Origin of the sequence: Paenibacillus zeirhizosphaerae (genome assembly GCF_030705605.1) — a bacterium.
GTDB lineage: Bacteria > Bacillota > Bacilli > Paenibacillales > Paenibacillaceae > Paenibacillus > Paenibacillus zeirhizosphaerae.
This window is the reverse complement of record NZ_JAPCKK010000001.1, coordinates 213,478-238,686: the sequence shown is the minus strand read 5'-3', so window position 1 is coordinate 238,686 and position 25,209 is coordinate 213,478. Positions and strand designations below refer to the sequence as shown.

Annotated in this window: 18 protein-coding genes; 1 reads left to right on the top strand and 17 read right to left on the bottom strand. The window is 53.6% G+C overall.

Going from position 1 to position 25,209, the window contains the following annotated elements:
- Positions 1–212: 212 nt before the first annotated feature.
- The 16 genes from OIN60_RS01095 to OIN60_RS01020 all read right to left on the bottom strand — a co-directional run bounded on the left by OIN60_RS01095 (position 213) and on the right by OIN60_RS01020 (position 22,900).
- Positions 213–1,436 carry an FAD-dependent oxidoreductase gene (locus OIN60_RS01095; RefSeq protein ID WP_305753019.1) on the bottom strand — a complete coding sequence of 408 codons (1,224 nt, stop codon included), beginning with the start codon at positions 1,434–1,436 and terminating at the stop codon, positions 213–215.
- Positions 1,433–1,768, bottom strand: a complete 336-nt coding sequence (locus tag OIN60_RS01090) for a (2Fe-2S)-binding protein (protein ID WP_305753018.1) — start codon at positions 1,766–1,768, stop codon at positions 1,433–1,435. Before OIN60_RS01090 ends, OIN60_RS01095 begins: the two co-directional genes overlap by 4 nt.
- Entirely contained in the window at positions 1,765–2,058 is a 294-nt protein-coding gene (locus OIN60_RS01085; RefSeq protein ID WP_305753017.1) for a (2Fe-2S)-binding protein, read from the bottom strand. The genes OIN60_RS01090 and OIN60_RS01085 overlap by 4 nt, the downstream gene beginning before the upstream one ends.
- 31 nt (positions 2,059–2,089) lie before the next feature.
- Entirely contained in the window at positions 2,090–3,526 is a 1,437-nt protein-coding gene (locus OIN60_RS01080) for an aldehyde dehydrogenase family protein (RefSeq protein ID WP_305753178.1), read from the bottom strand.
- Between the two features lie 15 nt (positions 3,527–3,541).
- Positions 3,542–4,429 (bottom strand): dihydrodipicolinate synthase family protein, encoded by an 888-nt coding sequence (locus tag OIN60_RS01075; RefSeq protein ID WP_305753016.1) that lies wholly within the window; start codon positions 4,427–4,429, stop codon positions 3,542–3,544.
- A 40-nt stretch (positions 4,430–4,469) separates the two neighbouring features.
- Positions 4,470–5,471, bottom strand: a complete 1,002-nt coding sequence (locus OIN60_RS01070; protein ID WP_305753015.1) for a proline racemase family protein — start codon at positions 5,469–5,471, stop codon at positions 4,470–4,472.
- Positions 5,468–6,676, bottom strand: coding sequence for an NAD(P)/FAD-dependent oxidoreductase (locus tag OIN60_RS01065; protein ID WP_305753014.1), 1,209 nt, complete (start codon positions 6,674–6,676; stop codon positions 5,468–5,470). The genes OIN60_RS01070 and OIN60_RS01065 overlap by 4 nt, the downstream gene beginning before the upstream one ends.
- Positions 6,677–6,709: 33 nt before the next feature.
- Positions 6,710–8,263 carry an Ig domain-containing protein gene (locus OIN60_RS01060; RefSeq protein ID WP_305753013.1) on the bottom strand — a complete coding sequence of 518 codons (1,554 nt, stop codon included), beginning with the start codon at positions 8,261–8,263 and terminating at the stop codon, positions 6,710–6,712.
- A gap of 53 nt (positions 8,264–8,316) precedes the next feature.
- Positions 8,317–9,498 (bottom strand): M24 family metallopeptidase, encoded by a 1,182-nt coding sequence (locus tag OIN60_RS01055; RefSeq protein ID WP_305753012.1) that lies wholly within the window; start codon positions 9,496–9,498, stop codon positions 8,317–8,319.
- Between the two features lie 44 nt (positions 9,499–9,542).
- Positions 9,543–10,469 (bottom strand): carbohydrate ABC transporter permease, encoded by a 927-nt coding sequence (locus OIN60_RS01050; protein ID WP_305753011.1) that lies wholly within the window; start codon positions 10,467–10,469, stop codon positions 9,543–9,545.
- Positions 10,466–11,371 carry a carbohydrate ABC transporter permease gene (locus OIN60_RS01045; RefSeq protein WP_305753010.1) on the bottom strand — a complete coding sequence of 302 codons (906 nt, stop codon included), beginning with the start codon at positions 11,369–11,371 and terminating at the stop codon, positions 10,466–10,468. Before OIN60_RS01045 ends, OIN60_RS01050 begins: the two co-directional genes overlap by 4 nt.
- A 33-nt stretch (positions 11,372–11,404) precedes the next feature.
- Entirely contained in the window at positions 11,405–12,760 is a 1,356-nt protein-coding gene (locus OIN60_RS01040; RefSeq protein WP_305753009.1) for an ABC transporter substrate-binding protein, read from the bottom strand.
- A gap of 389 nt (positions 12,761–13,149) precedes the next feature.
- Positions 13,150–14,742 carry a response regulator gene (locus tag OIN60_RS01035; protein WP_305753008.1) on the bottom strand — a complete coding sequence of 531 codons (1,593 nt, stop codon included), beginning with the start codon at positions 14,740–14,742 and terminating at the stop codon, positions 13,150–13,152.
- A gap of 17 nt (positions 14,743–14,759) precedes the next feature.
- On the bottom strand, positions 14,760–16,583 hold the full coding sequence (locus tag OIN60_RS01030; RefSeq protein ID WP_305753007.1) for a cache domain-containing sensor histidine kinase: 1,824 nt from the start codon (positions 16,581–16,583) through the stop codon (positions 14,760–14,762).
- A 168-nt stretch (positions 16,584–16,751) separates the two neighbouring features.
- Entirely contained in the window at positions 16,752–20,774 is a 4,023-nt protein-coding gene (locus OIN60_RS01025; RefSeq protein ID WP_305753006.1) for a DUF5695 domain-containing protein, read from the bottom strand.
- A 182-nt stretch (positions 20,775–20,956) separates the two neighbouring features.
- Positions 20,957–22,900, bottom strand: coding sequence for a glycoside hydrolase family 127 protein (locus OIN60_RS01020; protein ID WP_305753005.1), 1,944 nt, complete (start codon positions 22,898–22,900; stop codon positions 20,957–20,959).
- 238 nt (positions 22,901–23,138) lie between these two features.
- Here OIN60_RS01020 and OIN60_RS01015 point away from each other — a divergent pair, with 238 nt between their 5' ends.
- A complete protein-coding gene (locus OIN60_RS01015; protein WP_305753004.1) occupies positions 23,139–24,017 on the top strand; it encodes a helix-turn-helix transcriptional regulator in 879 nt (292 codons plus the stop codon).
- A 3-nt stretch (positions 24,018–24,020) separates the two neighbouring features.
- Here OIN60_RS01015 and OIN60_RS01010 read toward each other — a convergent pair whose 3' ends face one another.
- The gene (locus tag OIN60_RS01010) at positions 24,021–25,067 is read right to left on the bottom strand and encodes a PdaC/SigV domain-containing protein (RefSeq protein WP_305753003.1); all 1,047 of its coding nucleotides are present in this window, start codon (positions 25,065–25,067) and stop codon (positions 24,021–24,023) included.
- Positions 25,068–25,209 lie beyond the last annotated feature (142 nt).

Sequence of the window (25,209 nt, the reverse complement as noted above, 5' to 3'; positions counted from 1 at the left end):
CTTGACCAGGGCATAGGTGCCAGTGCGTGAAAGCACGAAAACTCTAACGGTTGCCAACGAGCATATTTCCCGTTTTCATGACAACTGCTAGCAAAGAAATGCACCGGATAAATCATTCATTCGAGGTAAACCCATGGGTCAAGCCTCGATTTCTGATTGAGTTTCTTTTTAAAGTGCGTGTTCAAAAGGAATCTGCTTCAGTTTCGCGAGCGTTAATATGCGCGGCCGGAGGTTTGCTCCCATTGCCGGTACAACTGTGCTCTCGCCCCGGTAATGCCGGGATGAAACTGAATCAGCGCATTTTCCCTTACGGCATGGACCTCACGGATGGCCTCCTGTACCCGCCGTTCCCCATCGGCTCCGGCAAGGCCGGCGGCATGTGTAATGGAGGCGGCAGCCAGACGCCCCTGAGCCATGGCGACAAGCCCGCTTTCGATGCCGGTTATATTACCGGCAACGTACAGCCCTTGGAGCGGGGTTTCCATTCGCTCGCTATGCAGCGGGACATGCCCGCCAAGCTCAGGACTGTAGGCGAACTTGCAGCCCGCCACCGCCGCAAGCTCGGCGAGCGGATACAAGCCGCCGCTCAGCGCTACGAAGTCGGCGGGCTCATCATGCTCGCTGCCGGGAATCGGCGAGCCGTCCGGGGCCACCCGGACCAGGGTCACGGATTCGACCCGGTCGCTCCCGTTCACGGACAGCACCGCCGTCCGCAGACGGATGGGGATATCCCACAGGCGGAAGCCATTGTGGGGATAACAACGGGCGATGAGGCCCTCCATCCGCAGCGCCGCCGCCAGCCTGCCACCTATGCGCATCCAGGCGGCAGGGGCCAGCCCCGCGAGCCGAAGCAGCAGCTTCGCAGAGGCGGTCGGACTGGCCGCCGCACCTGCCAAGGGATTGGTGCACGGCAGTGTAATCGCGGCGATCTTGACCCCGGCGACGGACAGCTCACGGGCAATCGCCATCGATAAGACGTTCATGCCTACAATAATGCCGCGTTCCCCCGGCTTGACATAATGAACGTTGGTCAACACCTGCGCGGCTCCGATGGACATGACACCAGGCAGCGTCCAGCCTTCCAGCGGAACGGGAATTTCAGCCGCCCCTGTCGCCAGCAGCACATAGTCAGCGGTGAATAATCCGCAGGAGGTGAAAATCCCCCATGTGGTTGTGTATTCCATACCATGTACAGCTACACCACAGCGGATATCCACCCCCAGTTCCCTGCAGCGGGCAATCAGCTCATCCGCGACGTGCTTTCCGACCCACCAGCCTTTGCGGCCCTGCTCATGGTATTGCCCGGGCATGCGCCCGCCTGGCTCGGTGAACTCATCCAGTACCGTCACTTGCATTCCCTGTTCGGCTGCCGCAGCCGCCGCAGACAGTCCGGCAGGCCCCGCACCAATGACGAGGAGCCGCGCCCTGCTGCTCATGTCACCATTCTCCCCGTGATCTCATTCGAAAGCTGCCGCCCTGTTTCGACGATCATGCCCTCCTCCAATCTCGTCAGACAGGAACGCACGGTGCCAAGCGAATGAACCGTCAGACGGCATTCATTGCAGTGCCCGATGGCGCAATACATTCCCCTGGGCGTACCGGATTCCTCATGTTTTCTCAGCAACCGGACACTACTGGCCAGCAGCGCGGCCGCCAGCGGTTCTCCGGCCAAACCTTGCATGGGACGCCCGTCGAACATGAAGGACACCTGACACCGCTCAGGCTGGGGTCCCAAAATGGGGTGATTTACAATCCGTATACCCCTCATAGGGAACCTCCTTCCGCCAACTGGCCGAACGTGACCGGACGCACCGGGGGCCTCTGGGATAACAGCTCTGCCTCCCGGCGGGAAGCAGGATACTGATTATAAAACCACGACTCCACCACCTGTCGGCATACCCTGCCCTGACATGCCCCCATCGTCACCCGTGTCGCCATTTTAAGCTGCCGCACCGTATCCATTCCCTCGTGACATGCCTCCTCAAGCTGTGCCAGGCTCACTTCCTCACAGCGGCATACAATCCAATGCTTTGACCCGTCAGACGTCCTGACAACCATTCCAACCGCCCCCTTTCCCCCGGCTGCCCGCTTAATCATAACGAATCGCACAGGTTTTAAGCGCTGAATAAAACTCCAGCGCCGCCTGACCCTGTTCCCTGGTGTGCGAGCTGGACCACTTCAAACCGCCGAAGGCAGCCTGATATTCGACACCAGCCGTCTCCTGATTCACACGCACCATACCCGCCTCCGCTTCATCCAGAAAGCGGTGGGCCAGCCGCAAATCGCGGGTGAACAACGAGGCGCTTAACCCATATACAGTCGCGTTGCATAACCGGATCGCATCCTCAAAATCATCCGCTGGCAGGACGCCGATCACAGGCCCAAAAATCTCCTCCCGAATCAGCGGATGTGACGAATCCAGTCCGGTAACCACCAGCGGGCGCACGTAATACCCGTGATCCGTCCCAGGGGCGGCTCCGCCCTCAGCCAAGATATCGGCATCCCGGCGGGCCATCGCCACATAGGACGCCACCTTCTCGTACTGGCCTGCGGATGCCACCGGTCCGAGATACGTGCCGGGATCAAGCGCCGGAGCAACCTGGATGTTGTTCACCGCCTGGCACAAAGCCTCCGTAAACATTTCATAGACCGACCGTTCTACGATTACGCGGCTGGTGGCCGTGCATTTTTGTCCGGCTGAGCGGAAAGCGCCGCTGACGATCATCGCCACCGCCTGCGCCACATCCGCATCCTTCAGCACGACGGCGGCATTTTTACCGCCCATCTCGGTCTGATACTTGAGGTTGCGCCGCGCACATTGCTGCGCAATGCCCATACCCGTAGCAGTTGAGCCTGTAAAGCTGACAGCATCCAATTCCTTATGCGCCAGCAAAGCATCGCCGATAACGTGACCCTGACCGATTACGAGATTCAGCACGCCAGTCGGAAGCTGCGCCGATTCGAACAGCTCAGCAATGCGAACCGCCGTGAGCGAAGCATGCTCGGCAGGCTTCCAGATGACCGTATTTCCGCACAAGAGCGCAGGTGCGATTTTCCACAGTGGGATGGCAACAGGAAAATTCCACGGCGTAATAACAGCCGTCACCCCGAGCGGAACACGCTTCGTGTATTGAAGCACGCCAGATTCATTGGAAGGAATTACATTGCCGATGGCACGCACGCCTTCTGCCGCATAATAACGGAGCAGATGAACCCCCCGCATCACCTCGCCGCGCATCTCGGTAATCGGTTTGCCCATCTCACGGCTGGCCAGCTCAGCCACCTCGGCCAGACTCGCCTCCAGCAGCCCGGCGGCCCGGAACAGGCAGTCTCCCCTGGCGGCAGGAGTGAGCGCACCCCAGCCCCTTTGGGCCAGCCGTGCCGCTTCCCCGGCTTGAGTGACATCATCCTTTGTGGAAAAGCGGACAACGCCCACCTCCTCCTGCAACGCCGAGGGGTCGTGCGCCACCATCTCCTCGCCGGAAGGGTACAGCCACTCACCGCCGATCCAATTTCGGCTCTCCATCATCTTCACCTCCATTCAGGATGAGACCCCGCTCGGACGAACCGCCGCCCCGAAGGCTTCCCGAATACGGTCATACTCCGCCTGCGGCAGTGCCAGTCTGGGCGGACGTGTCGGACCGACCGGAAATCCGGCCAGCTCCATCATATATTTGATCGATTGCACCAATTGTGGACTGGCATCATAATGGAACAGCGGCAGCAGTCTGCGATACAGATCGGAAGCCTCCGCTATATTGCCGGCCCGCGCCAGCCGGAATAACTCTACCCCTTCCTTCGGCAGCGCGTTGGGCACGCCTGAAATCCAGCCGGTCGCGCCGAGCAGCGCCCCCTCCATCGCCAGATTATCCACCCCGACCATGACCTCCAGGTCCGTATGGTCCAAAATAGTGTGAACACGTCTTACATCACCGGAAAACTCCTTGACGGCTACGATATTTTCCAATCTCGACAAGTCTGCAAGCACCTCGGGGGTCAAATCCACCTTGTAATCATGCGGATTGTTATACACAATGATCGGCAAGCCTACCTTCGCCAGCGCTTCATAATGGGCAGTCACTTCAAGGGGCAGCGGATTGTAATTAATGGGCGGCAATGCCATGACACCCGCTGCTCCGGCATCCTTCGCATGCTGAACCCAATGCACCGCTTGCCTGGTGGATGGAGCGGCCGAGCCGACCACGACCGGAACGCGGCCCGCCGCAGCGTCAATGACCGTATGCACAACCTGCGAGCGTTCCTCCGGGGATAAAGCCGCATACTCGCCCAAGGATCCCGTGGAGACCAGCCCGCTAATGCCATTTGCAATCAGATGCTCACACAGCTCCGCCAGACGTTTATAGTCGACCTCCAGTTCTTCCGTAAACGGCGTAACCAAAGCCACATATACTCCCTCAAAGCGTGCCATACGCTCACCAACCCTTTCCTAATCCAATTTTTTAAAACAGCTACATCAGCAGAAATCCTTCCTTAAGCGGGTCCTCCGGGTCCAGCACAAATTGATGATGGCCTGTTACCCAGGCCGAGCCTGTAATTTGCGGAATGACCGCCGGATAGGGACCTACCTGCGTCTCTCCCACAATTTCGGCCCGGAACATGGAGCCTGTGATGCTTTCATGCACAAAAGATTCATGCAAACCCAGCTTGCCCTGGGCGTGCAGCACCGCCACTTTGGCCGAGGTTCCTGTACCGCAAGGCGAACGGTCGATGCCTCCCGGCGGGATGACAACGACATTGCGGCAATCGGCCTCCAGAGCTAACGGCTCTCCGTAAAATTCAATATGCGTCATTCCGCGAATCACCGGATTTTCGGGATGCACGACCTCTACCTCCGCATTCACCGCCTCCCGAATCTGCACCGCCGTGCGCACAATCTCCGCCCCATTGCGCTGCTCCAGCGCAAGCCCGATGGAAGCCGCCTCGATAATGCCGTAAAAGTTGCCGCCATAAGCAATATCCAGCCTGACTTGGCCGAGGCCCTTGACCTGTACCTGCACCCCATGGCGGTACACAAAGGAAGGAATATTCGTGAACGTCACCTGTTTCACCTTGCCTCCAGCGACCTCCAGCCATACTTGAACCGGGCCTGCAGGAGTATCCAGCAAAATAGATTTTTTGTCCGGGGTTATCATTCCTCCGGCCATCAGCGCTGTGCACACTCCAATCGTATCGTGGCCGCACATCGGCAGATAACCGCCTGTCTCCATAAACACCACCCCGATATCGGCATCCGGATGACAAGGCTCTGTTAAAATACAGCCTGACATGACCTCATGACCACGCGGCTCGAACATGAGCAGGCGGCGGAAATCATCATGATGCTCCGCCATATAAGTCATCTTCTCCAGCATTGTACGGCCGATCAGCTTGGGGGCCCCGTGAATGACCGTTCGTGTCGGATTGCCTCCGGTGTGGGTATCGATCGTCGTAATTTTGCCAAGCTCACTCATCCGGTTCCCTCCCCGTGAATTCCATGACTGGCATCATCCTTTTCAAACCGGTCATACCGGAGCGGCTCCAGCGGAATGCTAGTCGGTTCGCCGCGTACCATTTCGGTCACCAGCTTTCCCGTAACCGCAGCCAGGCTAATCCCGTCCCCTTCATGACCGGATGCGATATACAGCCCCGGCACTTCCTCCACTGCGGATACAATCGGCAAGTGATCCGGTGTCCACGGACGCAGGCCGGTGTACGCCCTCATCAGCGGCACGTTGGCCAGCACCGGGAAAAAGCGAATCGCCCGCCGGGCAATCCGGCGGATCACCTGCTGATCCACCCTTGTATCCATGCCGACAAACTGGCGGCTGCTGCCGATCAGAATGTTTTGCGATGCGGTGGGCTCGAATACCATCGCTATGCCATATTTTTCATCCTCTTCATCCACACTCCGCTGCCCGCCAAACTTGCTCATCAAATAACTGAATTCCATAACCTTTCGTTTCCCGATCGATGGCATGCGGGCAGACACCAGAATATGTCCCTTACGCGGTATAATGGGAAGGTCCAGGCCGAGTAATTGACCGATGGCGCGTGTCCATACCCCAGCCGCCAATACCACCACACCCGCATGGATAACACCGAGGGGGGTTTCCACCCCGCAGGCATTGCCTCCTGTATCCTTCAAAACAGATTGTACCGGCGTGTGCGGCATGAATCTGGCACCCATGCGGCGCGCAGCCTGAGCCAGCGCATACGTCATCAGCACCGGATTGACGGTGGAATCTGTCGCACATTCCAGTCCACCCGGCAAATCTTTGGCCAGATAGGGCCATTCTTCCCGCAGATCCTGGTGGTCCAGCATGCGGAACGGCAGCCCCTCTTGCTGCTGGCGGGTTACCCACTGCTCCGCCGCCTGCATTTCCTGATCATTTTCACAGACCAGAATGCTGCCCGGGGCGCGGTACTCGAACTCATCCTCCAGCTCCACTACCAGCTCCGCCACCAGCTTTTGCGACAACAGTGACATCCGGCTGTCCAGTCCCGGTTCCTTGTCGATCGCCAATATATTTCCGTCACAACGCGACGAGGTGCCGCCGGCTATTTCTCCCCGCTCAACAAGCACGACCCGCATACCGGATTTTGCCGCATAATAAGCGATGGCCGCACCGATAATGCCACCACCTACAATAAGCAAATCCGCCGTATCCTGCTGCATTCGCACCCCTCCCTTCAACTGCTCCCATGGGGATTACAACTTAAGCGTATAGGTTTTGGTCACAGGTTTGCTCAGCTCATCATAATCCCGCAGTTGTACAGTGAACGTATACGTTTTGTTTCCTGTTCCACTGGCTGCCGTTCCGCTAACCGTTCCTGTGAAGCGGTCCAGCTTCAAGCCTGCGGGCAGCTCACCTTGTGTGATCGTCCAATCATAAAACGGTACGCCTCCCTTGGCTTCCAGCTTGGCTGAATAGGCTTTTCCTTGAACAGGCTTAGGCAGTTCCTTCGTCACAATCTCCGGCGCGAGGAAAGGAGTCAGCTCCTTGCGCAGGGGCCAGCCTGCTTTTGCGGCTACGAGCAGCGACAGCTTCGTGTTCATCCAGCGCCGGGTCGGGAACAAATGCCGCCAGCCGCCATTTTGGCCGCTCAATCTGTCCACCTCGGCAAGCTCTCCGGAGAGATGGTAGCTGTTGTCGAGCAGGGCCGGTCTATTTTGATAAGCCACAATGTCCGGATCATTGCCCCCCGATTCCTTCAGCGTTCTCACGCCAGGGAACGTGTCGCTGAACACGACCGCATGGCCGAATTCATGCATCATCAGCCCATACACATCCGTCACCTTGGACAGATCCGTCAAATACCATTCTTCGTCATCCACAGATGTAAATGGAACCGCATCATCATAGAAATCCAGAATTAGACTGTAAGAACGGTTCAAATTGCCCGGCACGGTTACACCGTCCCTGGTGTGATATTTGCCATTCGCAGCCGGATAACCCGTGGAATAAGGTCCGTTCAGTCCTCTCAGAAACACCCACATGCCGTTATAAGGTTTGTTATTTGACACCTGTATCGGATTTTGCCAGTCGTCTCCGGGCAGATGGCTGACCTCCGCTCCGGTCGGAACCTGGTCGAAGGGCTTCAGATCGAAGAAATAAAACCAGTCCTTTATGGCCAGCTCTGTAGCTTTTCTGGTAGCAGCATCATTGAAATAAGGCTTGATCGTATCGAAGCGGTAGTCAAAATCAATCGGGATTGACGGCTCGGCATTATCATCCTGATCCAGTACCCGAATCGGAATGGTCTGGTTAGTCGTACGTCCATCCCTTCCCGTTACGACCATGGACAGCGTATACTTCTCAATTTCGCCGTTCCCGCCGAGCCGGTCGGGATGGATGGCCAGCAGGAAGCTCTTTTCCTCCTGCGCGCTGTTGAAGGTCAAGGTTTTGCTGGCTCCGTCCGCCGACAACGTGCTTGGCAAATCCATCATCAGCCGGGATGTGCCCTGTGCTTTCAACGTTACGGTAACTGGAAAAGAAGCGTCCGCCGGTGGTTTTACTTTTAACTTCACATACGGATTTGCCAGATAGCCCTGCCAATCGACCAGCTCGATGCCGTAATCGTTCACTGTCCGCTGAAAAATGTCGATAACCTGGGCACCCACTTGCGCTTGAGCTTGCAATTCCGCTTGTGCTTGCAATTCCTCTTCGGCAAAAGCCTTTTCACCCGGAACAGCCGGTGTTAAAGCAACGATCAGAGCAGCCGCAAGCGTGGTCAGACCTGCTTTTGTGCGTCGTTTGTGCATATTTAATCCCTCCATCACTTTTTTTGGGGATGAATTGCGGAATGACAGCGTTCTTACAACACAAGCAGCTCCTTCGGCGAAGAGGTCAGCACCTTGACTCCGTCATCTGTAATCAGCACATCATCCTCAATGCGGACCCCGCCGAAGCCCGGAATATAAATTCCCGGCTCCACGGTAAGCACGTGACCCGGCACCAGCACCGACTTGCTTTCACGGGACAGCCGCACCTGTTCATGAATTTCCAGACCAAAGCCGTGGCCCAGCCCGTGACCAAAATGCTCACCATAACCGTATGAGGCAATCACATCCCGCCCCAAGCTGTCCCCCTCTCGACCGCTTAACCCCGGACGGAGCCCCGCAATCGTCTTCTGGTTGGCCTCCAGAACAATGGCATATAATTCCTCATGCCGCTCTGACGGTTTTCCTACAAATACCGTACGTGTGAGATCGGACAAATAACCGCGCACATTGGCGCCAAAGTCCAGTGTGACAAACTCATCCCGGCCAATTTCCTTGTCACTGGCGAGCCCGTGCGGCAACGCCGAACGCTCACCTGACGCGACAATGAACGCATAAGCGCCCGAATCCGCGCCTGCCAGCCGCAGCCTGTACTCCAGTTCCGCCGCAATTCGACGTTCGGTTACCCCGGGTTTGATCGAGTTCAGCACTTCAGTAAAGGCAGCGTCCGTGATACGTACCGCTTCGCTGATAGTGCGGATCTCCTCCTCGTCCTTCACATCGCGCAGCCGTTCAACTACATCCTCGGTCAATACGCATTCCAGGGACCCCAGCGCCGTTTGAAGCTCACCCGACTGCTGAAGGGAAACATGACGGCTCTCTACTCCCAAGCGCTGAATACCTGATTTCCTTGCGAGATCAGCCACGGTGTGGAGAATGGGTCCCTCATGCCGCAGGACGGAATATTCCGGCGCCTGCTCCGCTGCTTGAGTCGTATAGCGGAAATCCGTAACCAGGAAAGCTTCCTGCTCCGTAATGAGCGCGATCCCCGCCGAGCCGGTAAACCCGGTCATATAACGGCGGTTGGGACCCTGTGTAACCAGCATCGCGTCTATACCCAGCTCGTGAAATTCCGCGCGCAACCGCGCCAGTCTGCCAGGGACACCCTGCAGTGGTGTGGCCGCACGGCGGGGCTGATCCCCGGCCGTCGCAGTCCTCCGCTCTTCCTTGGCCGCTATCCAGCTTCCCGAAGCTTGCTGCATACCTTCCTCTTTCACTCGTTCTCGCCTCCTTATCCCAAATCATACGTTCCAGCTTTCTGTCAGCCTTTGATGCCCGTCAAGGTAATGCCTTCAATAAAATATCGCTGCCCGATAAAGAAAAGCAGAACGACAGGAGCCAAAATCGTGCTGGAAGCCGCCATCAGGTAAGGCCAGTTCGTATTGTTCAAGCCGCGAAACGTCGCCAACCCCAGCGCCAGCGTAAAATGCTTTTCATCACTCAAATAAATAATCGGGCCCAGAAAATCATTCCACACGTCAATAAAGGTAAAAATGCCGATTACGATCAACGCTGGCGAGCACAGCGGAACGATGACCCGCCACAGCACGGTCAGAGGTGTGCCTCCATCCATATAAGCCGCTTCATCCAGATCACGCGGAATTGTCAGCATGAATTGGCGCATCAGGAAAATATTAAATGCTCCGCCGCCGAACCAGGCGGGAACAATCAGCGGCAGAAACGTATTCAGCCCTCCCAACTCGCGCCACATGACAAAGGTGGGAATCAGCGTGACCGCGTAAGGCAGCATCATCGACCCGATCAGCAGGGAAAAAATCAACTGGCGTCCCGGCCAGCGCAGACGGGCAAAGGTAAACGCTGAGATGATGGAGGTTACCATCACCCCCGCCAGCACGCACACCTCAATGATGAAGGTATTCAGAAAATACCTGCCGAACGGCACCGAAGTCAGCGCCTCAGGGTAGTTGCTCCATTGAAAAGGAGCAGGTATCCACTCCGGCGGGAACACGAAGATTTGCGAGGTTCCCATCAGAGAGCTGCGAATAAGCCATACAAACGGCAGCAGCATGAACACACTGCCTGTGATTAAAATGAAATACAGCAAGATACGACGGATAACCGTGAAGGGCTTTGCACGCATGACGGTGGTTGGACTGCGGGAACGTTCCCGCTGCGGAATCGGACGCTGTGGCGCTCCCGGAGGACGGGCAGAAGAAGTCTGATTCATGGACGCCCACCCCCTTCATAATGAACCCACTTGTTAGATGTGGAGAAAATGAGCGCCGTCAACACCATGATGACGAAAAACAAAATCCAGGCCAGTGCCGAAGCATAACCGATTTTCGTTTCCGTAAAGGCCGTGCGCCACAGGTAGAATACATAGAACAGGGTTGAATTGTTGGGTCCCCCGTTGGTCATGACATAGGCCTGATTGAAGGCCTGGAAGGTAGAGATCAAGGACATCACCAGATTAAAAAAAATGGTCGGCGTCATCGAAGGAATCGTAATATGAACAAATTTGTGCCACATATGACCGCCATCCACCTCAGCCGCTTCATACAAATGGGCAGGCACCGACTGCAGTCCGGCCAAAAAGATAATAACCGTGTTCCCGATTCCCCAAGTGCTCATCATAATCAAGGAGGGAATGGCTGTCCTCTCATCGTAAATCCACTTGCTTCCCTGCAGGCCGACTTGCTCCAGCAATGAATTCAGCAGGCCAAAATCGGGATTAAACATCCATAACCACAGCATCGTGTTGGCAATGCTCGGCACAATCGTAGGCAAATAAAAGATGGTACGGAACACCGACAAACCCTTTACCTTCTGATTTAAGAGCAGCGCAATGATAAAGGCCGCCGCCAGGCCAAGCGGGACACTGCCCAGCGCATAATAAGTGGTCACAAACATGGATTTGGAAAAGGTATCATCCTCGGTCAAAATGGTCCGGTAATTATCCAGCCCGACAAAGCTCATCTGTCCGCCAATGGTCCAGTCGGTCAGACTGAAGACAAACGAGGCCGCAATCGGTCCAATCGTAAAGATCACGAGCCCCAGCATGGCAGGAAGCGCAAGCAGTATGCCCCAGTTCCGCTCCATACGCCGCATTCCTGACTTGGGTCGCTTCATGGGCAGTTCTCCTTTCCCGGCTTTCCTGCCGGATTATTCATCCGGGTATACTCCCTTTAGCAGCGGTTGAATGACAGGCTCCAGCTCATCCAGCGCCTGCTGCGCTGTCTTCTTGTTCGTCCAGATCATATCCAGTCCCGGCGTCAGCTTGGCACCGATATCCGGCCAGTTGCGGAGCGTAGAGGTTAACGGCTTGACCGCATAATCTTTGGCATAGTTGATGCCTGCCTGCTGAAATTCCGGCGGATGGGCGGGGTTATCTGTCCATGACTGAATAACCTGCTCATCTGTATAATATTTTTCCTCGATCGGCATCCACAGACCTGACTTGAACAGGTCCACCTTCTCGGGGTTGTTGTGATACAGATAAAATTCGAGCGCTTCCTTCGGGTGCTTGGTGCTCTGGAAAATAACCGTAGCTCCTGCAACGATCATCGTTTTGGGTTCCTTCAGCTTCGGCAGAACGCCGATGCTCCACTGCAGTTGCTTGTTGTTGGAGAAATCCAGCAGGGACCATGTCCCGTCCACCACCATGGCAACCTTTTTCGTCTGCAGCCGGATTGTATTGGAAGGCATATCCTGCTGTTGAATCAAATCCGGAGATACATGCTCTTTGAACACCAAGTCCTGCAGCTTCTGGAATACCTCCACCGACTCTGGACTATTCAGGGTATACTTCGTGCCTGTCTTGTCGGTTAAACCTCCGCCGTTGCTCGCCAGGAGCGGGCCCCAGGAGCTGCGGTCATTACCGAAGGCAAAGCCGTATTGCACAATATTGTCCGGATCAAATCCACTTTCACCCGGATGCTTGCCGTTCTGATCCTTGGTTAGCTTTCTGGCCACCTCCAGAAATTCATCCCAAGTCCATGCCTGTTCGGGATCAGCCGGCGGGAAAGGAACACCTGCTTCCGTAAACAGATCTTTGTTGTAAAATAACTGCATAATTTCCAGTGCGGTGAAATTGCCAATCGATTTGCCGGGTTCGCTGTAGAGATAAGAGGATTTTAGCTTGTTGGTTAATTCGGGAAATTCATCATAATAAGAGGATAAATCCAGGAGTTTGCCTTCACTTGCCCACTTCATCGTGAGTGAATCGCCCAGATAGGCGATATCCGGCAGTTGATTCGCGGCCATTAAGGTGTTGATTTTAGTCGGGTAATCCCCAGGGACGTGTTCGCCCTTCACCCGAATATTCGGGTGGGAAGTGTTAAAGCTCTCGATCATGCTTTCCATCGCCTGCTTCTCGTCATTGCTGCCCCAGTACATAAACCTGAGCTCGACCGCATCCGAATTGGCCGGTTCGCCAGCATTGCCGCTGCAAGCCGCCAACCCTATAAACACCACGGCCATCACGAGAGTCATCCATGTCCGTAACCGTCGTTTCCACACATCTACCGGCCCCTTCCTGAATCGGATTTCCCTTACAAGAGGTTGTTCAAAAAGTCAGCTTTTGATCACGAAGTAAATCAGGAAGTGGACTCGACCTCGAATCTTGAATTCAGCCGGGACTAAGCGGATGCTTCCGAAGCATGTTTCCTACGGAAACATTTCAGGTGCTCACGTACCCAAAAGTACGCTCCGCTCCTCAGTCCCTAGCTTCATTCAACTCCAGCGTTTTGAAAAAACGCACTTCGGAAGCATAGGCCTCGGTGCTGAAAACCTGACTTTTTGAACTCTCACTTATAAGTCCATTATGCGTGGAAAGCCCAGTGCCGACCACGCGACAAGTCCAGACGTTCTTTGTTTTGGTATGATTTTTTTAACAGAAATTTAACAATTCACAAAAAAGTTTTACGGAACTCGGTGGGAGTCAGTCCGGTGTGCTTCTTGAAGGCGATGCTAAAATAATTCGTATCCGCGAACCCCACCATCTCCGCCACCTCCGCCACCTTGCGCTTCGGGTCCAGCAGCAGCTCGCGGGCACGTTCAAACCGCACCCGGGTCTGGTAATCGGCAAAGCTTTCTCCCGTAACCTGCTTGAAGCGGACGCTCAAATATTTGGGGCTCATATTCATATAAGCCGCCAGACGGTTCAGACCTCCGTCCTCCTGCAGATGCTCACGGATCCATTGCCTGGCCTGCTGAAATTTGCGTGGGATCCCCTGCTCGCGCGCTTCCCGGATATGGCGGGCCATCCGGATAAAATAACGGAACACATAGTCGATCATCTCGGGTCCATGCCGTAATCGCGACAGCTCCAGCAGCGGGTTCTGCCCCTGCGCCGCCTGACGGACGGATGTTTCGTTGTGAATGATGCGCATGGCGAGCAGCACAAGCTGTGTGACGATCGTCTTCACCTGTTTGACAGGCAGACCGGCCAATTGCATCGACCATTCCTGCAAAATCGCCTGCACAGCAGCATCATTACCGGCCCGAAGCTCCGTGATCATCAGCAGTTCCTTCTCCAGCAAACCGCTGCTGTTCAATGTATTGGTCTGAATACTTTCAAAGGGGATGATCTGGTTATAGCCAACCCAGGCCCGGTGCTCTGCCGCCAATACCGCCTCCTCGTACGCTTCCGGAAGCTGCTCCAGACGCTGCACAGGGCGGCTGATTCCGATAGACACGGCCCGGTTCAGCCGCTCCTGTACGTCCTGCCGGATGTGCTGTGCCGTCCGCTCCGCCGCGCGGTCGGAAGCGATTGACAGCAGCAGCGCACACCGATCCCGGGACACTGCCGCCCCGTACACCTTCTCTCCGGCTGCTGCTATGGGGACGTCCCAAGCCAGCCCGGGGAAAATAGGATTGCCGTCATTCCGGCAGCCGCGCCGTTCATTGGCGGACAGCGTTTCCTCCTGCCTCAGTTCTTCCAGCTCGCAGCACAGCACGATATAAGGCGGCCTGCTTGTTTCGCTGAAGAACTCCTGCCTCTCCATCTCGCCAATAACCTCTTCTGCGGGACGCCGCTGCTGCAGCAAATCCAGCAGCAAATGCTCCCTGTACCATGGCTCGGATGAGCGCTGGCGGTAAACGGCCTCCTCCCCTGTTATACGCCATTCAGCAATCCGTTCCCCGGCCCTTCTCAAGGCTGCTTCAAATTCCTCTCTCGCCACGGGCTTGAGCAGATAGTCGGTCGCCTGCAGCGACAGCGCCTGACGAATATAGGGCACGGATTCGTAGCCTGTCAGAAATAACAAGGGCGTCTGTTTATCCTGTTCCCGAATAGCTTGGGCTACCTCCAGGCCGCTTGCATCCGGCAAATGAATATCCAGCAAAATCATGTCCGGTCGCCGCTCCGCATACAAGCGTAATGCGGTCTCACCATCACCCGCCATGGCACAAACTTTTACGGACAGACCGCTTTGCGCCACCATCCGCTTGAGCCCTTCCCGAATGTGATATTCGTCGTCTACAATCAGCAGCCGGTACATGTCATCCTCTCCTCTCTTTATTCAGCCCGAATCGGCGCGAGCAAAGTCACCGAGGTATACTGTCCCAACTCGCTCGTGACGGACAGTCCATACTGCGGACCGTAATGCCGCAAACGCTCATGCACATTGCGCAGCCCAAAGCCCGGGTCACTGCCCCGCCCGGGTTCAAGGGATTTGCTTATAGCCTCCAGGCGTTCTGCGGCAATCCCGCGCCCATCATCGCTGACCGTTAATCGTAGCGCATCACCTTCCTTCATACCAGATAACATAATATAGCCGGGGTCGGTGCGGCCTTTGAATGCGTGGTAAATGGCATTTTCTACAAGCGGCTGCAAAATGAGCTTGGGCACGTAAAACCCGCAGATTTCTTCCTCCACCTCGCAAATCCATTCAAACGAATTGTGAAACCTGAACTGCTGTACCTTCACATAGGCGCTTACATGCTCCACTTCCTGGCCCAGGCTGATTTCCTCCCGCCCGTAGCTTAAGGAGATGCGAAAGCATTTGCCAAAAGCCCCGATGACCTCCGCCATGTCCCCTTCTCCCTTCGCAAGAGCCATTCCCTTGAGCGACTCCAGCGTATTGTACAAAAAATGCGGATTAATCTGTGCCTGCAGCGCACGAAACTCCGCCTGCTTGCGGGACAGCAATGCTTCATACATTTGTCCGTACAGCTCATGATTTTTTTGCAGCATATGAAGATAACGCTCCCCGATCTGTCCCACTTCATCCTTTGGATTAAAAACCATGGAGGCGGGGGGCCTTGGGACGGAGGGGTCTATGGCGCTTATTCCCCCATCTGCCGCCATTAATCGCCTGAGCTGCAGCAAAGGACGGTAAATAGTATCACTCATGCGATAAGAGAGAAACCAGCCCAGTACCAGCGCAATCCAGAACGTCCAGATGGTCCAGACGCCCACCTTACGCGCATCCTCAAGCAGCACGGAGGGATCGACGGTTTGCAGCAGCGTCCATTGCCCTTCATTTAATGGACCATAGGAGATCATTGTTTGCCGCCCGTTCCATGTTCTCCAGTCCTTGGCCAGCTCTGGCCGGTCTGCAGCGGATTCCGCAATCTGCCGCAGAAGCTGCCGGTCCGCCGCTCCTTGCTCCGGCAATCCGTATACGGCTTCACCCTTCTGATCCAGCACCCACATCTGGATATTGCCGTCTGCTTCATGGAAAGAAAGTCCACGAAACAAGCTCTCCTTATCCATTTCTAACAACAAAAATCCAAGCGGTTCATAATCTCCGGTCGTTTTGCGCAGCAGCTTGCCGACATAGATGCGATTCTCCGGCAGCCCGCGACCTGATGCGAACGGCGAGTGGTTCATCCATATCATAGGTTTCTCCGTGAGCAGGCGGCGATACAATGCATGGGCTTCCTCTAATGTAGGAATACCGCCAAAACGGACCGACACATTCCCCTGGTAGAGAAAATGCCTCGGTCCGCCATTGGCGGCATAGATAAGCGAGGATATGATATACGGCTTGGTCTGGGTCTGTGTCCGGGCAACCATGCTAAGGGTGTCATCATTCCGCAAGTATTCATAGTCGTCCTCCGGCTTGCTATCCAGTGTGGCCTGCACATCAGGATTGCTGAGAATGGCGTTGGTTAAATCATTCAAATCGGAAAAGGTCGAGTTCACATAATTCACACTCATTTTCCAGGATTGCGTAGCCAGCGCTTCCGACTTCTCGCCAAGGGAATGAGCCGCGATCCGGGCAAAGGTAAACGTCAACACCGCCATTGGAACGACGGTAAGCACCAGTGTCAGTACAATGATCTTCCCACGAATGGTGGGAACTCCGGTGAACCTGATACCGCCCTTTCCCTCCATACATCCTCCTCCTTACACATAAGTGTGGAAGTCATGTTGCTTCCTTTGCCGATTGGGAATCATGCCTGTACTTAAAATGCAAGGATACCCGCCGCCACCTTCTCCTTGGCGGGAGAAGAGCGACGGCGGGCATAATGATCAGCAGCTATTTAATATTTCCTCTCCTTATCAGGGATTTCCTGCTGACTTGCCGGAGCTATTTGGCGCAGCCGGTAAATCAGGTGTCACCGGGGAAACCGGGGCTGCCAAAGTCGGCGGGTTAACTGGACTTTCCACTTGAATCTCAGCCCCAGCTTCAATAACAGTTACCCTCGCTATGGCCTGCAACAGGGTGCCCTCTACCGTGCCCTTCACTTCAAATGATCCGGGAGCGGCATAGAGTGCTGGATCGATATCCTCCCATTGCACATCCACCCATTTGGTGGAGCCTTCTCCTTCTCCATACGTAGCCTCCACCACACTAGGGAGCTCCGGCTTGATACCTGCCTGGGTCGTTACACTTACTTCCTTCAGAGCAGTGATGTCCCCCATTGGCAGCAGACTCTGTGCGGTCGTGCTGGCCAGTCCCTGCACCTCGGCTGCGCTCAAAGCACGGCTGTAGATGCGGAAATCATCTACCAGACCGTTGAGATACGGGTCAGGGTATTGAGATTTGCCGATATAGTTGTTCTTGGTCTGACCCAAACTGGTGGGGTTCAAGGTCAAGCTGGCATTACGTCCCACTTCCCGACCGTCCACGTACAAAATTCCTGTGGATCCGTTCAGCGTGACTGCGACATGCTTCCATACCCCTGTCGGCAGCACAGGGCCGGTGATCGTTTGTTCCTGCCCTGCCCCGTTGCCATTCACCGTAATGGCAAACAGCATCCGGTTCCCGGCTTTGGGGGTCAAGAACATATATTCATTCGTCCCGGAGCCGAAGTCAAAAATCCGCACATAATCGCTGAGGCTATTTGCTTTGACCCAGCCGGATACGGTCAATTGCTGCGCTCGGCTCACGATGCCCGCCGGAAGCTGTACATAGCTGTCACTGCCGTTCAGGCTGACGGCATTGCCTTTAATTCCTTGAGCCCATGCGGCCGCTCCTTTCACTGAAGCATTATTGCCGCTGCCCGAGGAATCCGCAGCGACGGTGCCGCTTGTTTCATCAAGCTTGTATAGCGCAAGCTGCTCTGGCAGCGGTGCCGCCGGCTCCACCACCACGCTGACGATGTCTTCGGCAGACAACAGCGAGTCGTTGGCAGTCAGCTTGAAGCGATACGTTCCCGGTGCGGACACGTTCACCCTCGTGCGCAGCGAGGTTTTGCTGGCGAAGGTAACCTGCGCGTTTTGCGGTCCTTCAACAAGGCTCCATTCGCTGGTCACCTTTCCTTGCGGAAGCCCGTCATCCTCAGCCGTTCCTTTCAAAACGATCGGATCGGGCAGCTTCACTTTGGCATCCTGGCCGGCATCTACGGCTGGAGCTTTGTTCGGGTCAGGTGTAGTCGGTGTCAGCTCTACCGTGTAGGAAGCTGCGGTGCCAATCTCCAATTTAAGCTTGTTGACAGACGCATATGCGTTAAATTTCCCCTTCGCTTGACCGTTCACCTTCACCAGGTACGTGCCTTCCGCCAAACCCTCGAAGGTAACATACGTCGTGTGCGTTTGACCTGGCGTTTGGTTCTTCAATTGAAACCATACATAGTCGTTGGATGTGGACAGCTTAGCTTCGGTAAATTGATCCTTGCTCAACTCCATGTACAGCTTTTCTGTAATCAGGTTGATGCGCTTGAACAGGCCGTCCAGCGGCTTGATGGTATAGATATCACCGCTTTCGCTCACCTCGGCACCATAACCTGTCAATCCAAAAATCGGATCTACAGCAACATCGGCACTTAACGTGTGGAGCGCACCGAACAGTCCGAGGTCCGCCTCGCCGCTCATGCCGCGCCAGCCGTTCAGGAGCGGAACATTTCTACCACCACCGGTGCCGTTTGTTCCGAAATTGCCTTTTTCCGCTTGATACGTCCAGGCGACCGCACCGACGTTCGCCGGGTCTGAGCTGATTTGCCCGGAGTTGATCGCTCCGACGTTGGCGATCTTGGCCGCATAGGACAAACGCTGCTGTTCCTCACGGCGATTGCTCTCATGATAGCGGATCCAGTCATCCATCGCATAGCCTGCAAGTGAGGTCGTGTACTGGAAGTTAAACCAATTCTCCCCGGTAATCGTGACAGGATCGGCATAATAGTACCATACAGGCATATGACCACGTGCTGCCCGGGTTTTGGCATTGATCTTGCCCATCATTTCCAGGGATTTGCTTTCCTCTTCTCCAGCATCCGCTTTCATTTTAGCCAGCGTATACACTGCCTCTTCACCTGTATTGTCATAGCTGTATTCGGAGCCGTAAGGATATTTCGTATTTTTGAAATTGTTAAATTTGCGGTCCATTTTTTCCTTGATATCACTTGCCTCATCCACAAAGCCCTCTTCTTCAAGCGCCTGAATGATATCCGGTGTGGTCAGCTCACCCATCAGACCCGTTTCCCAGTTGTACGCGACAGGCCCTTCGTACAAGGCTTTGAAGATGTTGTAGGCCCGCAGCAAATACGTTTCCTTAGGATGCTTGTATGTCACAAGCTCCGGGTACTCCTTTGCGATCTTATACATACTGAAATAGGTGTTGTATACGTGCGGATACGCATATCCGCGGTAGGTTGGTGTATCGTTCGGCTCCGGCATCAGGAAGTCATGAATTAAATAGTCCTCATGATGTCCGTTCATCAGATTCGTCCAGATGGCCGTCTCCAGATAATCGTCCACGGCCTGCACTTCCCTGGCTACCGGAGACAGTACATTTTTCTCCGCCAGGAACTGCCCGTGAGTCAGGCCCCAGTCATCCCCCCAGCCCCAGTAGCCATTGAAAATATTACGCTTAGATTTGGTATGCATCATCCAATCGTCGAACACTTTATCGCGCAAATCGCCTGGCACATTCCATTGGGTCTTCTCGACCATAAAGGTAGCGTGCCGCTGCAACGCCTGATCAACCGGCTCGATGGCATAAAACTGCAGTACCGTTTTTTGGCCGTTTCCATATTCCACTGTAATATTGTTCGGTCCCAGCTTGGTGAGCTGCAGCTCATAAATGTGATGTCCGCCCGCCTTGCTTTCCTTCAGCGGAATGACGGTTCCATCCGGATAAGTCACCTTGTTGATGGTCTGCTTGGTGCGCAGGTCCACTTTAGCCTTCTGATTCGTAGGCACGATCATGCCCGGCACAACGGTGACATCCACCAAATTCGCCTCATACAGCTTATCTTTCATGTCCTGCTCGTTCTGCACCGCCAGAAACTTGAAGCCATAATTGCGGCGTTCACTGGGGTTTAGGGTCAGGCTGGTGTTGGGCAAATATCCACGGTTGGTAGACTTGATGACATTGGAATGAATATAGAAAACATTCAGCCCCTCGATCCATTTGCCTTCATTCGCCGGGTTCCAGGCCCACTTGCTGCCCGGATGCTCTTCATCCCGCCAGCGGTCCTGGTACTCAAAGCCCGCACCTGTCGCGGCGTCCGGGATTAGCAGCAGTGAAGAACCGATACCGCTTGGACGTCCTGCTGTAATGTAGGAGCCGTTATTACCGACAAAGGAATGGGTCACAACTCTCGTTTCGTAAATCGCGTCCCCGTAGGTCCACTGCTCATTGAAGGGCAGCGGCAGACCAAAATCGCCAATTTCCAACTTTTTTCCACTCGTATTCTGTACCTCTATATTCCACCGCACCGAACCGTCCGGCTCCGCCGAATACGTTTCAATCACTTTAAAATTACGGATGCCTTCTGCATTGCTCGAATTCTCGTACGTCACAGTGACAAGGTTGCCGCTGTTCGTGATTTTGCGCACGTCTGCCGACTTGTTCGTCGATGCCTTGGTCCAGGTGCCTCCGTCCAGTCGGTACGTGAACATCAGCTCGCCCAGCCATTGATGATCTGCGGTATTCTGCTCTGGGGATACCGTGGCGTTCATCACGTATTCTGTCGGAAAAGCATCTCCTTTGATACGAATGGATGAAATTTCGCCATGCTGGCCGGTCTGAATCGTCAACTTGTCATTGGCCAGTTCATAGGCCGCTGCCGTTTGCGTTTTCAACCACATGGACGCAGCGCTTAACGCTAAAAAGGCTGTCAGAATCATCTTGAATTTCATAAGCATGGCCTCCTTCCGGAACCGAAATCCCTGGATTGCTTACCTGTCACCTGAAGTCTCATCATGTCGCCGAAACCTCCTTTTTTGGAATGTAAGCGTCTTCATAATCATTGTACATAGCATGTTCCATGGGGAGAATAAACAGTTTCAACCGATTTATGTAGAATTTCAACCACTATCAATCATGATTCATAAACCCATACACGCATTTCCCCTTTAGTCCGATTGCACCATGCGTAATAAGGGATAGCGGTGATGGTCTGGGGAACCCATTCCGGTGGCTCGGAGCTGTACAATGCGGCAGGGCTTTTTACTCGATAACCGCCTGCGCTCAGCTTAACCATTCCACCCAGTAAACTTTCGTCGTATTCTGCCGTAATCAGACTGCACTTTGGCAATCTTAACCCTGCCAAATTGGGCCCATTATCCACTTCCTCCAGACAGAACACAACCGGCCCGCGCTGGAGGGCAACCTGCTGTTGATTCATGGAGACAAGCGGATGGCTGCGCATTCGTTCGACAGGCATTGCCAGGTGCAACGTTACGATATCTCCTGCCTTCCAAGTGCGCTGAATCCGTGCATAACCTTTTTCCAGATGATCTAATGAAACGGCTTCCCCATTCACCTTCACTTCGGCCTGCTTGCACCAGCCCGGAATTCGAAATGCCCAGTGAAAAGAAACGGGCTCTGCTGTATGGACAGAAAAGCTTAAATCTGCGTCCCATGGATAATGATGGGTTTGTGTGATTTCAACCTGTTGCCCGGACAGCATCAGGCTGGCCTTGCCTGCAATATATAAGTGGGTGTACAGAGTGTCCGCAGTCTGGGTGTACACATGATCTTCGACCGAGGCGATCATTCGTGCCAGATTGGGCGGGCAGCAGGCGCAGAAGAACCATTTTTGCCGTTCTGTTTTGACATGCTCCTGATCTGTTCTGGAAGCTTGGAAAGGATTAACCTCCAGCGGATTTACGTAAAAAAACCGCTTGCCATCCAGGTCCATTCCACTGATCGTTCCGTTGTACAGCGCCCGCTCCAGGACATCGGCATATTTCCGGTCAGACGTCAAGCGCAGCATACGATTCGCCCAGAAAACCAGCCCTACAGAGGCGCAGGTCTCGCAATACATGCTGTCATTGGGCAGGTCATACCGGGAGGTAAAGGCTTCTCCATTGACTGCAGAGCCGATCCCGCCGGTAATGTACATTTTGTGATTCGTCACATCATTCCATAGAGTTTCGCAGGTCTGCAGCAGGGAAGCATCGTCCGTAACCGCCGCCAGATCCGCCAGTGCAATATACAGATACATCGCTCTGACGGCATGACCAATAGCCTCCGTTTGCTCCCGAACAGGCTGATGAGCCTGCTGGTATTCGAAGCCCAGGCCAAAATTAATATGTTGATCATCATTCCAGGTAGGGGCAGTGTGAATATGCTTCCTCTTTTCCTGCTCCTCCACAAAATACACAGGATGCTGTCCGCGCTGATCAATAAAATATTGTGCCAGATCCAGATATTGATCCTTTCCGGTGACACCGTATAATTTGATTAAGGCCAGTTCAATTTCCTCATGCCCTGGGTAACCCTTTAATTTACCATCTTCTGTTCCAAACGTCTGTTGAATCAGATCTACGTATTTTTCCATAATGTGCAATAATCTGTCCTTGCCTGTCGTTTCATAATAAGCAACGGCTGCTTCTATAAAATGTCCTGCACAGTACAGCTCATGATTGTCTCTTAAATTCGTCCAGCGGTTGTCGGGCTCCTTCAACAGGTAGTACGTATTCAGATATCCATCGTCAGCCTGGGCTCTTCCCAGCAATTCAATCACTTCATCCGCCTGGGCCTCGAGCGTTGGATTCGGATGATCCCTCAGGCTAAAAGCAACCGTTTCCAGCCATTTCGCAAGATCACTGTCCTGGAACACGGTGCCATAATACTCTCCGCTCGATTCCCCGGCGGCAATTTTAAAATTTGCAATAGCATGGCTGGGCTCCGTATCCGGCAATTCATCATTCAATGCTTTCCACTGATAAGGAATGACCTCCTCCGCTACAACTTGCTTGTACTTTTTCCAAAATAAATCCTTCACAAGGACACGCTTAACCGGGTTTGTCGTTTTCATTAAATAAACATTCCTTTCCTGATAATAGAACGCTTTCATTTTTCGAAAAATAAAGATAAAGTATGATCATACCAACCATGCCAATCTGAGCTCTCCTTGCCACAATGCTTATTTTAGCAACGTGAATACGTAAAAAAAATCGCGATCTTTAACTAAAACTTATACGATTTCACACATCGACTTTGTTTGCAGCTTTCGATTCCATTCGCAAGACGCACGCAAAAAGGAGCTGGCTTGTATGATCAAAACAGACCTCTTATCCTTCCTTGTTCCCCCACTGCCTTTTTTCATTGAGGGCAATTTTACGACTTATCAGAAAGGAGATTGGCACCCAAACCGTTATAATCTGGGTTATTTCGACGTGATTATCATTAAAAAAGGACTGCTGCACATTGGTGAAGAGAATCAAGCGTGGCAGGTCCCCGAAAACTTTGCTTTAATTCTTGAACCGGATAAACACCATTTCCCCATTGAGGCCTGTACAGAACCAACCTCCTTTTACTGGTTCCACTTTCAAACCAACAGCACCTGGTGCGCACAATCCTCACCTAATCTTATTACACCCAGCGCGCCCATTCCGGAGCTGCATTTTCATTCAGAGCATACGACCATCCATCTGCCCAAAATTCAAAAAGTGGTCAATGCACAGGAGTTGTTTTCTAAATTGGACTACTTATTATCCTCTACTTTAAAGCCCAGAAAGCTGGCGCTGTGGGAGGCTCAGCAAACATTTGCAAACGTCTTCCGAAGCCTGGAGTATGACCAAAGCAACAAAAACAGCTCTGCCAAGTTAGCAGAGCAGATTGAAATATATTTAAAACAAAACTACCGAAATACGATCACCAATAAAGATTTGGAGGACCATTTTCACGTGCATCAAAATTATCTGGCCCGATGTATGAAAGCAACCTTTCAATGCACCCCGCTTGAATATTTAATGGATTATCGACTCGAACAGGGACGTAATCTTTTGCTGCAAACCGACTGGCCTGTCCAGCAAATTACAGAAGAAACAGGGTTCTCCCAAGCAAGCTACTTCTCCAGATGCTTCAAAGAAAAATACGGGATGTCCCCGAAAAATTACAGACAGCAATACTGGATGCCCAAGTTTCTCTAGCCCTTAACCACTGAACGGTTTGGCTCCGGCGGGCAGCAGGTCCGTAAAAGCAAAGTAATAATCTGAGATGAATTCATACGTTTGTATAAAGATCGCGACGCCTGTTCCAGTGACATAGAAATCCGAATGATCGGAAAGACCTCTGCGGAAAAAACCGTCTTTATCTTGCACTTTTTTGAGCATTGCCTTCTTGTAGTCCGGGTTCGCCTTTAACACATCACCGAGTTCCAATTGTGCGCCATCTGCCAGGGAGAACGTATACCCCGTACGGGATGTGGTGCCGTCAAAGCTGCCAAGATAGGAGTAGTCCTGCATGATCAGGCTAACATAACCACCACGGTTGTAGGTTACGACATAAGTGCTTTCAAACTTGGATGGTTGGTTAGCAGGAGACCCGCCCATTTCTTGCATTTGCTGCTTCGCCTGTGCCAATACCTGCTCTGCATGCTGCTTCAGCACGGCATTCATCTTCTCAACACCAGCCTGACTGCCCGCGAACTGCGGGTATTTCAGATCATAGGTCGCCGTATCCATTTTTTCCTGAGACAGATTTACTGTACGGATGGAGATTTCATTTCGTTGGCCTTTGGTCATGCTTACCGTTTTTGCGGGTGCATTCCAGGCGGCGTCTATTCCCAGATAGACCTTCAAGTTGCCGATGGGAATATAAAGCTTGCCGTTGATCAGCTGTGCTTTCATATCGTCCGTACTTACTCCGTTGACTCCGACGTAAGGCTCGTCGTACCCGGTTGAAATCGTGAGCTTATTATAATTGGCACCGATCGTATAAGCTTTCTCAGACGCATTATAAGCCACAGGCAGCTTCAAATCATCCCTTAGAGCTGCTATCGGAATCAGAGTCTGCCCTTTGATCAAAAGTCCCTTGGTCTCCAACGCCTTACCGTTCCATTTCAGAGTTACCTGCGTTTGCTGAGCAGTTTGAGAGTTGCTGCTGGCTGCATGCAGCTCGGAAAAAGACGCAGTAACACCACCGATGGCTATAGCAGCAGCCAGCAGCAGGGAACCCAGTTGTTTTGTCTGTATTTTCATTGATAAACATCCTCCTCTGAGCCGTATCATAGAACACCTTGAACAGGGAAATGTTACAAACGGGTACGTTCCATTAACTGAAAAGCGTAGATGTCAGACATTCAATTTCTCCTCCTATACACATTGGAAAGTGGTCATCAAG

Excerpts from the sequence above, each read along its gene's own strand:
- OIN60_RS01035 (WP_305753008.1), bottom strand. The coding sequence starts at position 14,742 with ATGTACCGGCTGCTGATTGTAGACGACGAATATCACATTCGGGAAGGG.
- OIN60_RS01085 (WP_305753017.1), bottom strand. The coding sequence starts at position 2,058 with ATGGTTGTCAGGACGTCTGACGGGTCAAAGCATTGGATTGTATGCCGC.
- OIN60_RS01080 (WP_305753178.1), bottom strand. The coding sequence starts at position 3,526 with ATGGAGAGCCGAAATTGGATCGGCGGTGAGTGGCTGTACCCTTCCGGC.
- OIN60_RS01070 (WP_305753015.1), bottom strand. The coding sequence starts at position 5,471 with ATGAGTGAGCTTGGCAAAATTACGACGATCGATACCCACACCGGAGGC.
- OIN60_RS01060 (WP_305753013.1), bottom strand. The coding sequence starts at position 8,263 with ATGCACAAACGACGCACAAAAGCAGGTCTGACCACGCTTGCGGCTGCT.
- OIN60_RS01075 (WP_305753016.1), bottom strand. The coding sequence starts at position 4,429 with ATGGCACGCTTTGAGGGAGTATATGTGGCTTTGGTTACGCCGTTTACG.
- OIN60_RS01065 (WP_305753014.1), bottom strand. The coding sequence starts at position 6,676 with ATGCAGCAGGATACGGCGGATTTGCTTATTGTAGGTGGTGGCATTATC.
- OIN60_RS01020 (WP_305753005.1), bottom strand. The coding sequence starts at position 22,900 with ATGAAAACGACAAACCCGGTTAAGCGTGTCCTTGTGAAGGATTTATTT.
- OIN60_RS01050 (WP_305753011.1), bottom strand. The coding sequence starts at position 10,469 with ATGAATCAGACTTCTTCTGCCCGTCCTCCGGGAGCGCCACAGCGTCCG.
- OIN60_RS01015 (WP_305753004.1), top strand. The coding sequence starts at position 23,139 with ATGATCAAAACAGACCTCTTATCCTTCCTTGTTCCCCCACTGCCTTTT.
- OIN60_RS01010 (WP_305753003.1), bottom strand. The coding sequence starts at position 25,067 with ATGAAAATACAGACAAAACAACTGGGTTCCCTGCTGCTGGCTGCTGCT.
- OIN60_RS01090 (WP_305753018.1), bottom strand. The coding sequence starts at position 1,768 with ATGAGGGGTATACGGATTGTAAATCACCCCATTTTGGGACCCCAGCCT.
- OIN60_RS01025 (WP_305753006.1), bottom strand. The coding sequence starts at position 20,774 with ATGAAATTCAAGATGATTCTGACAGCCTTTTTAGCGTTAAGCGCTGCG.
- OIN60_RS01095 (WP_305753019.1), bottom strand. The coding sequence starts at position 1,436 with ATGAGCAGCAGGGCGCGGCTCCTCGTCATTGGTGCGGGGCCTGCCGGA.
- OIN60_RS01030 (WP_305753007.1), bottom strand. The coding sequence starts at position 16,583 with ATGGAGGGAAAGGGCGGTATCAGGTTCACCGGAGTTCCCACCATTCGT.
- OIN60_RS01045 (WP_305753010.1), bottom strand. The coding sequence starts at position 11,371 with ATGAAGCGACCCAAGTCAGGAATGCGGCGTATGGAGCGGAACTGGGGC.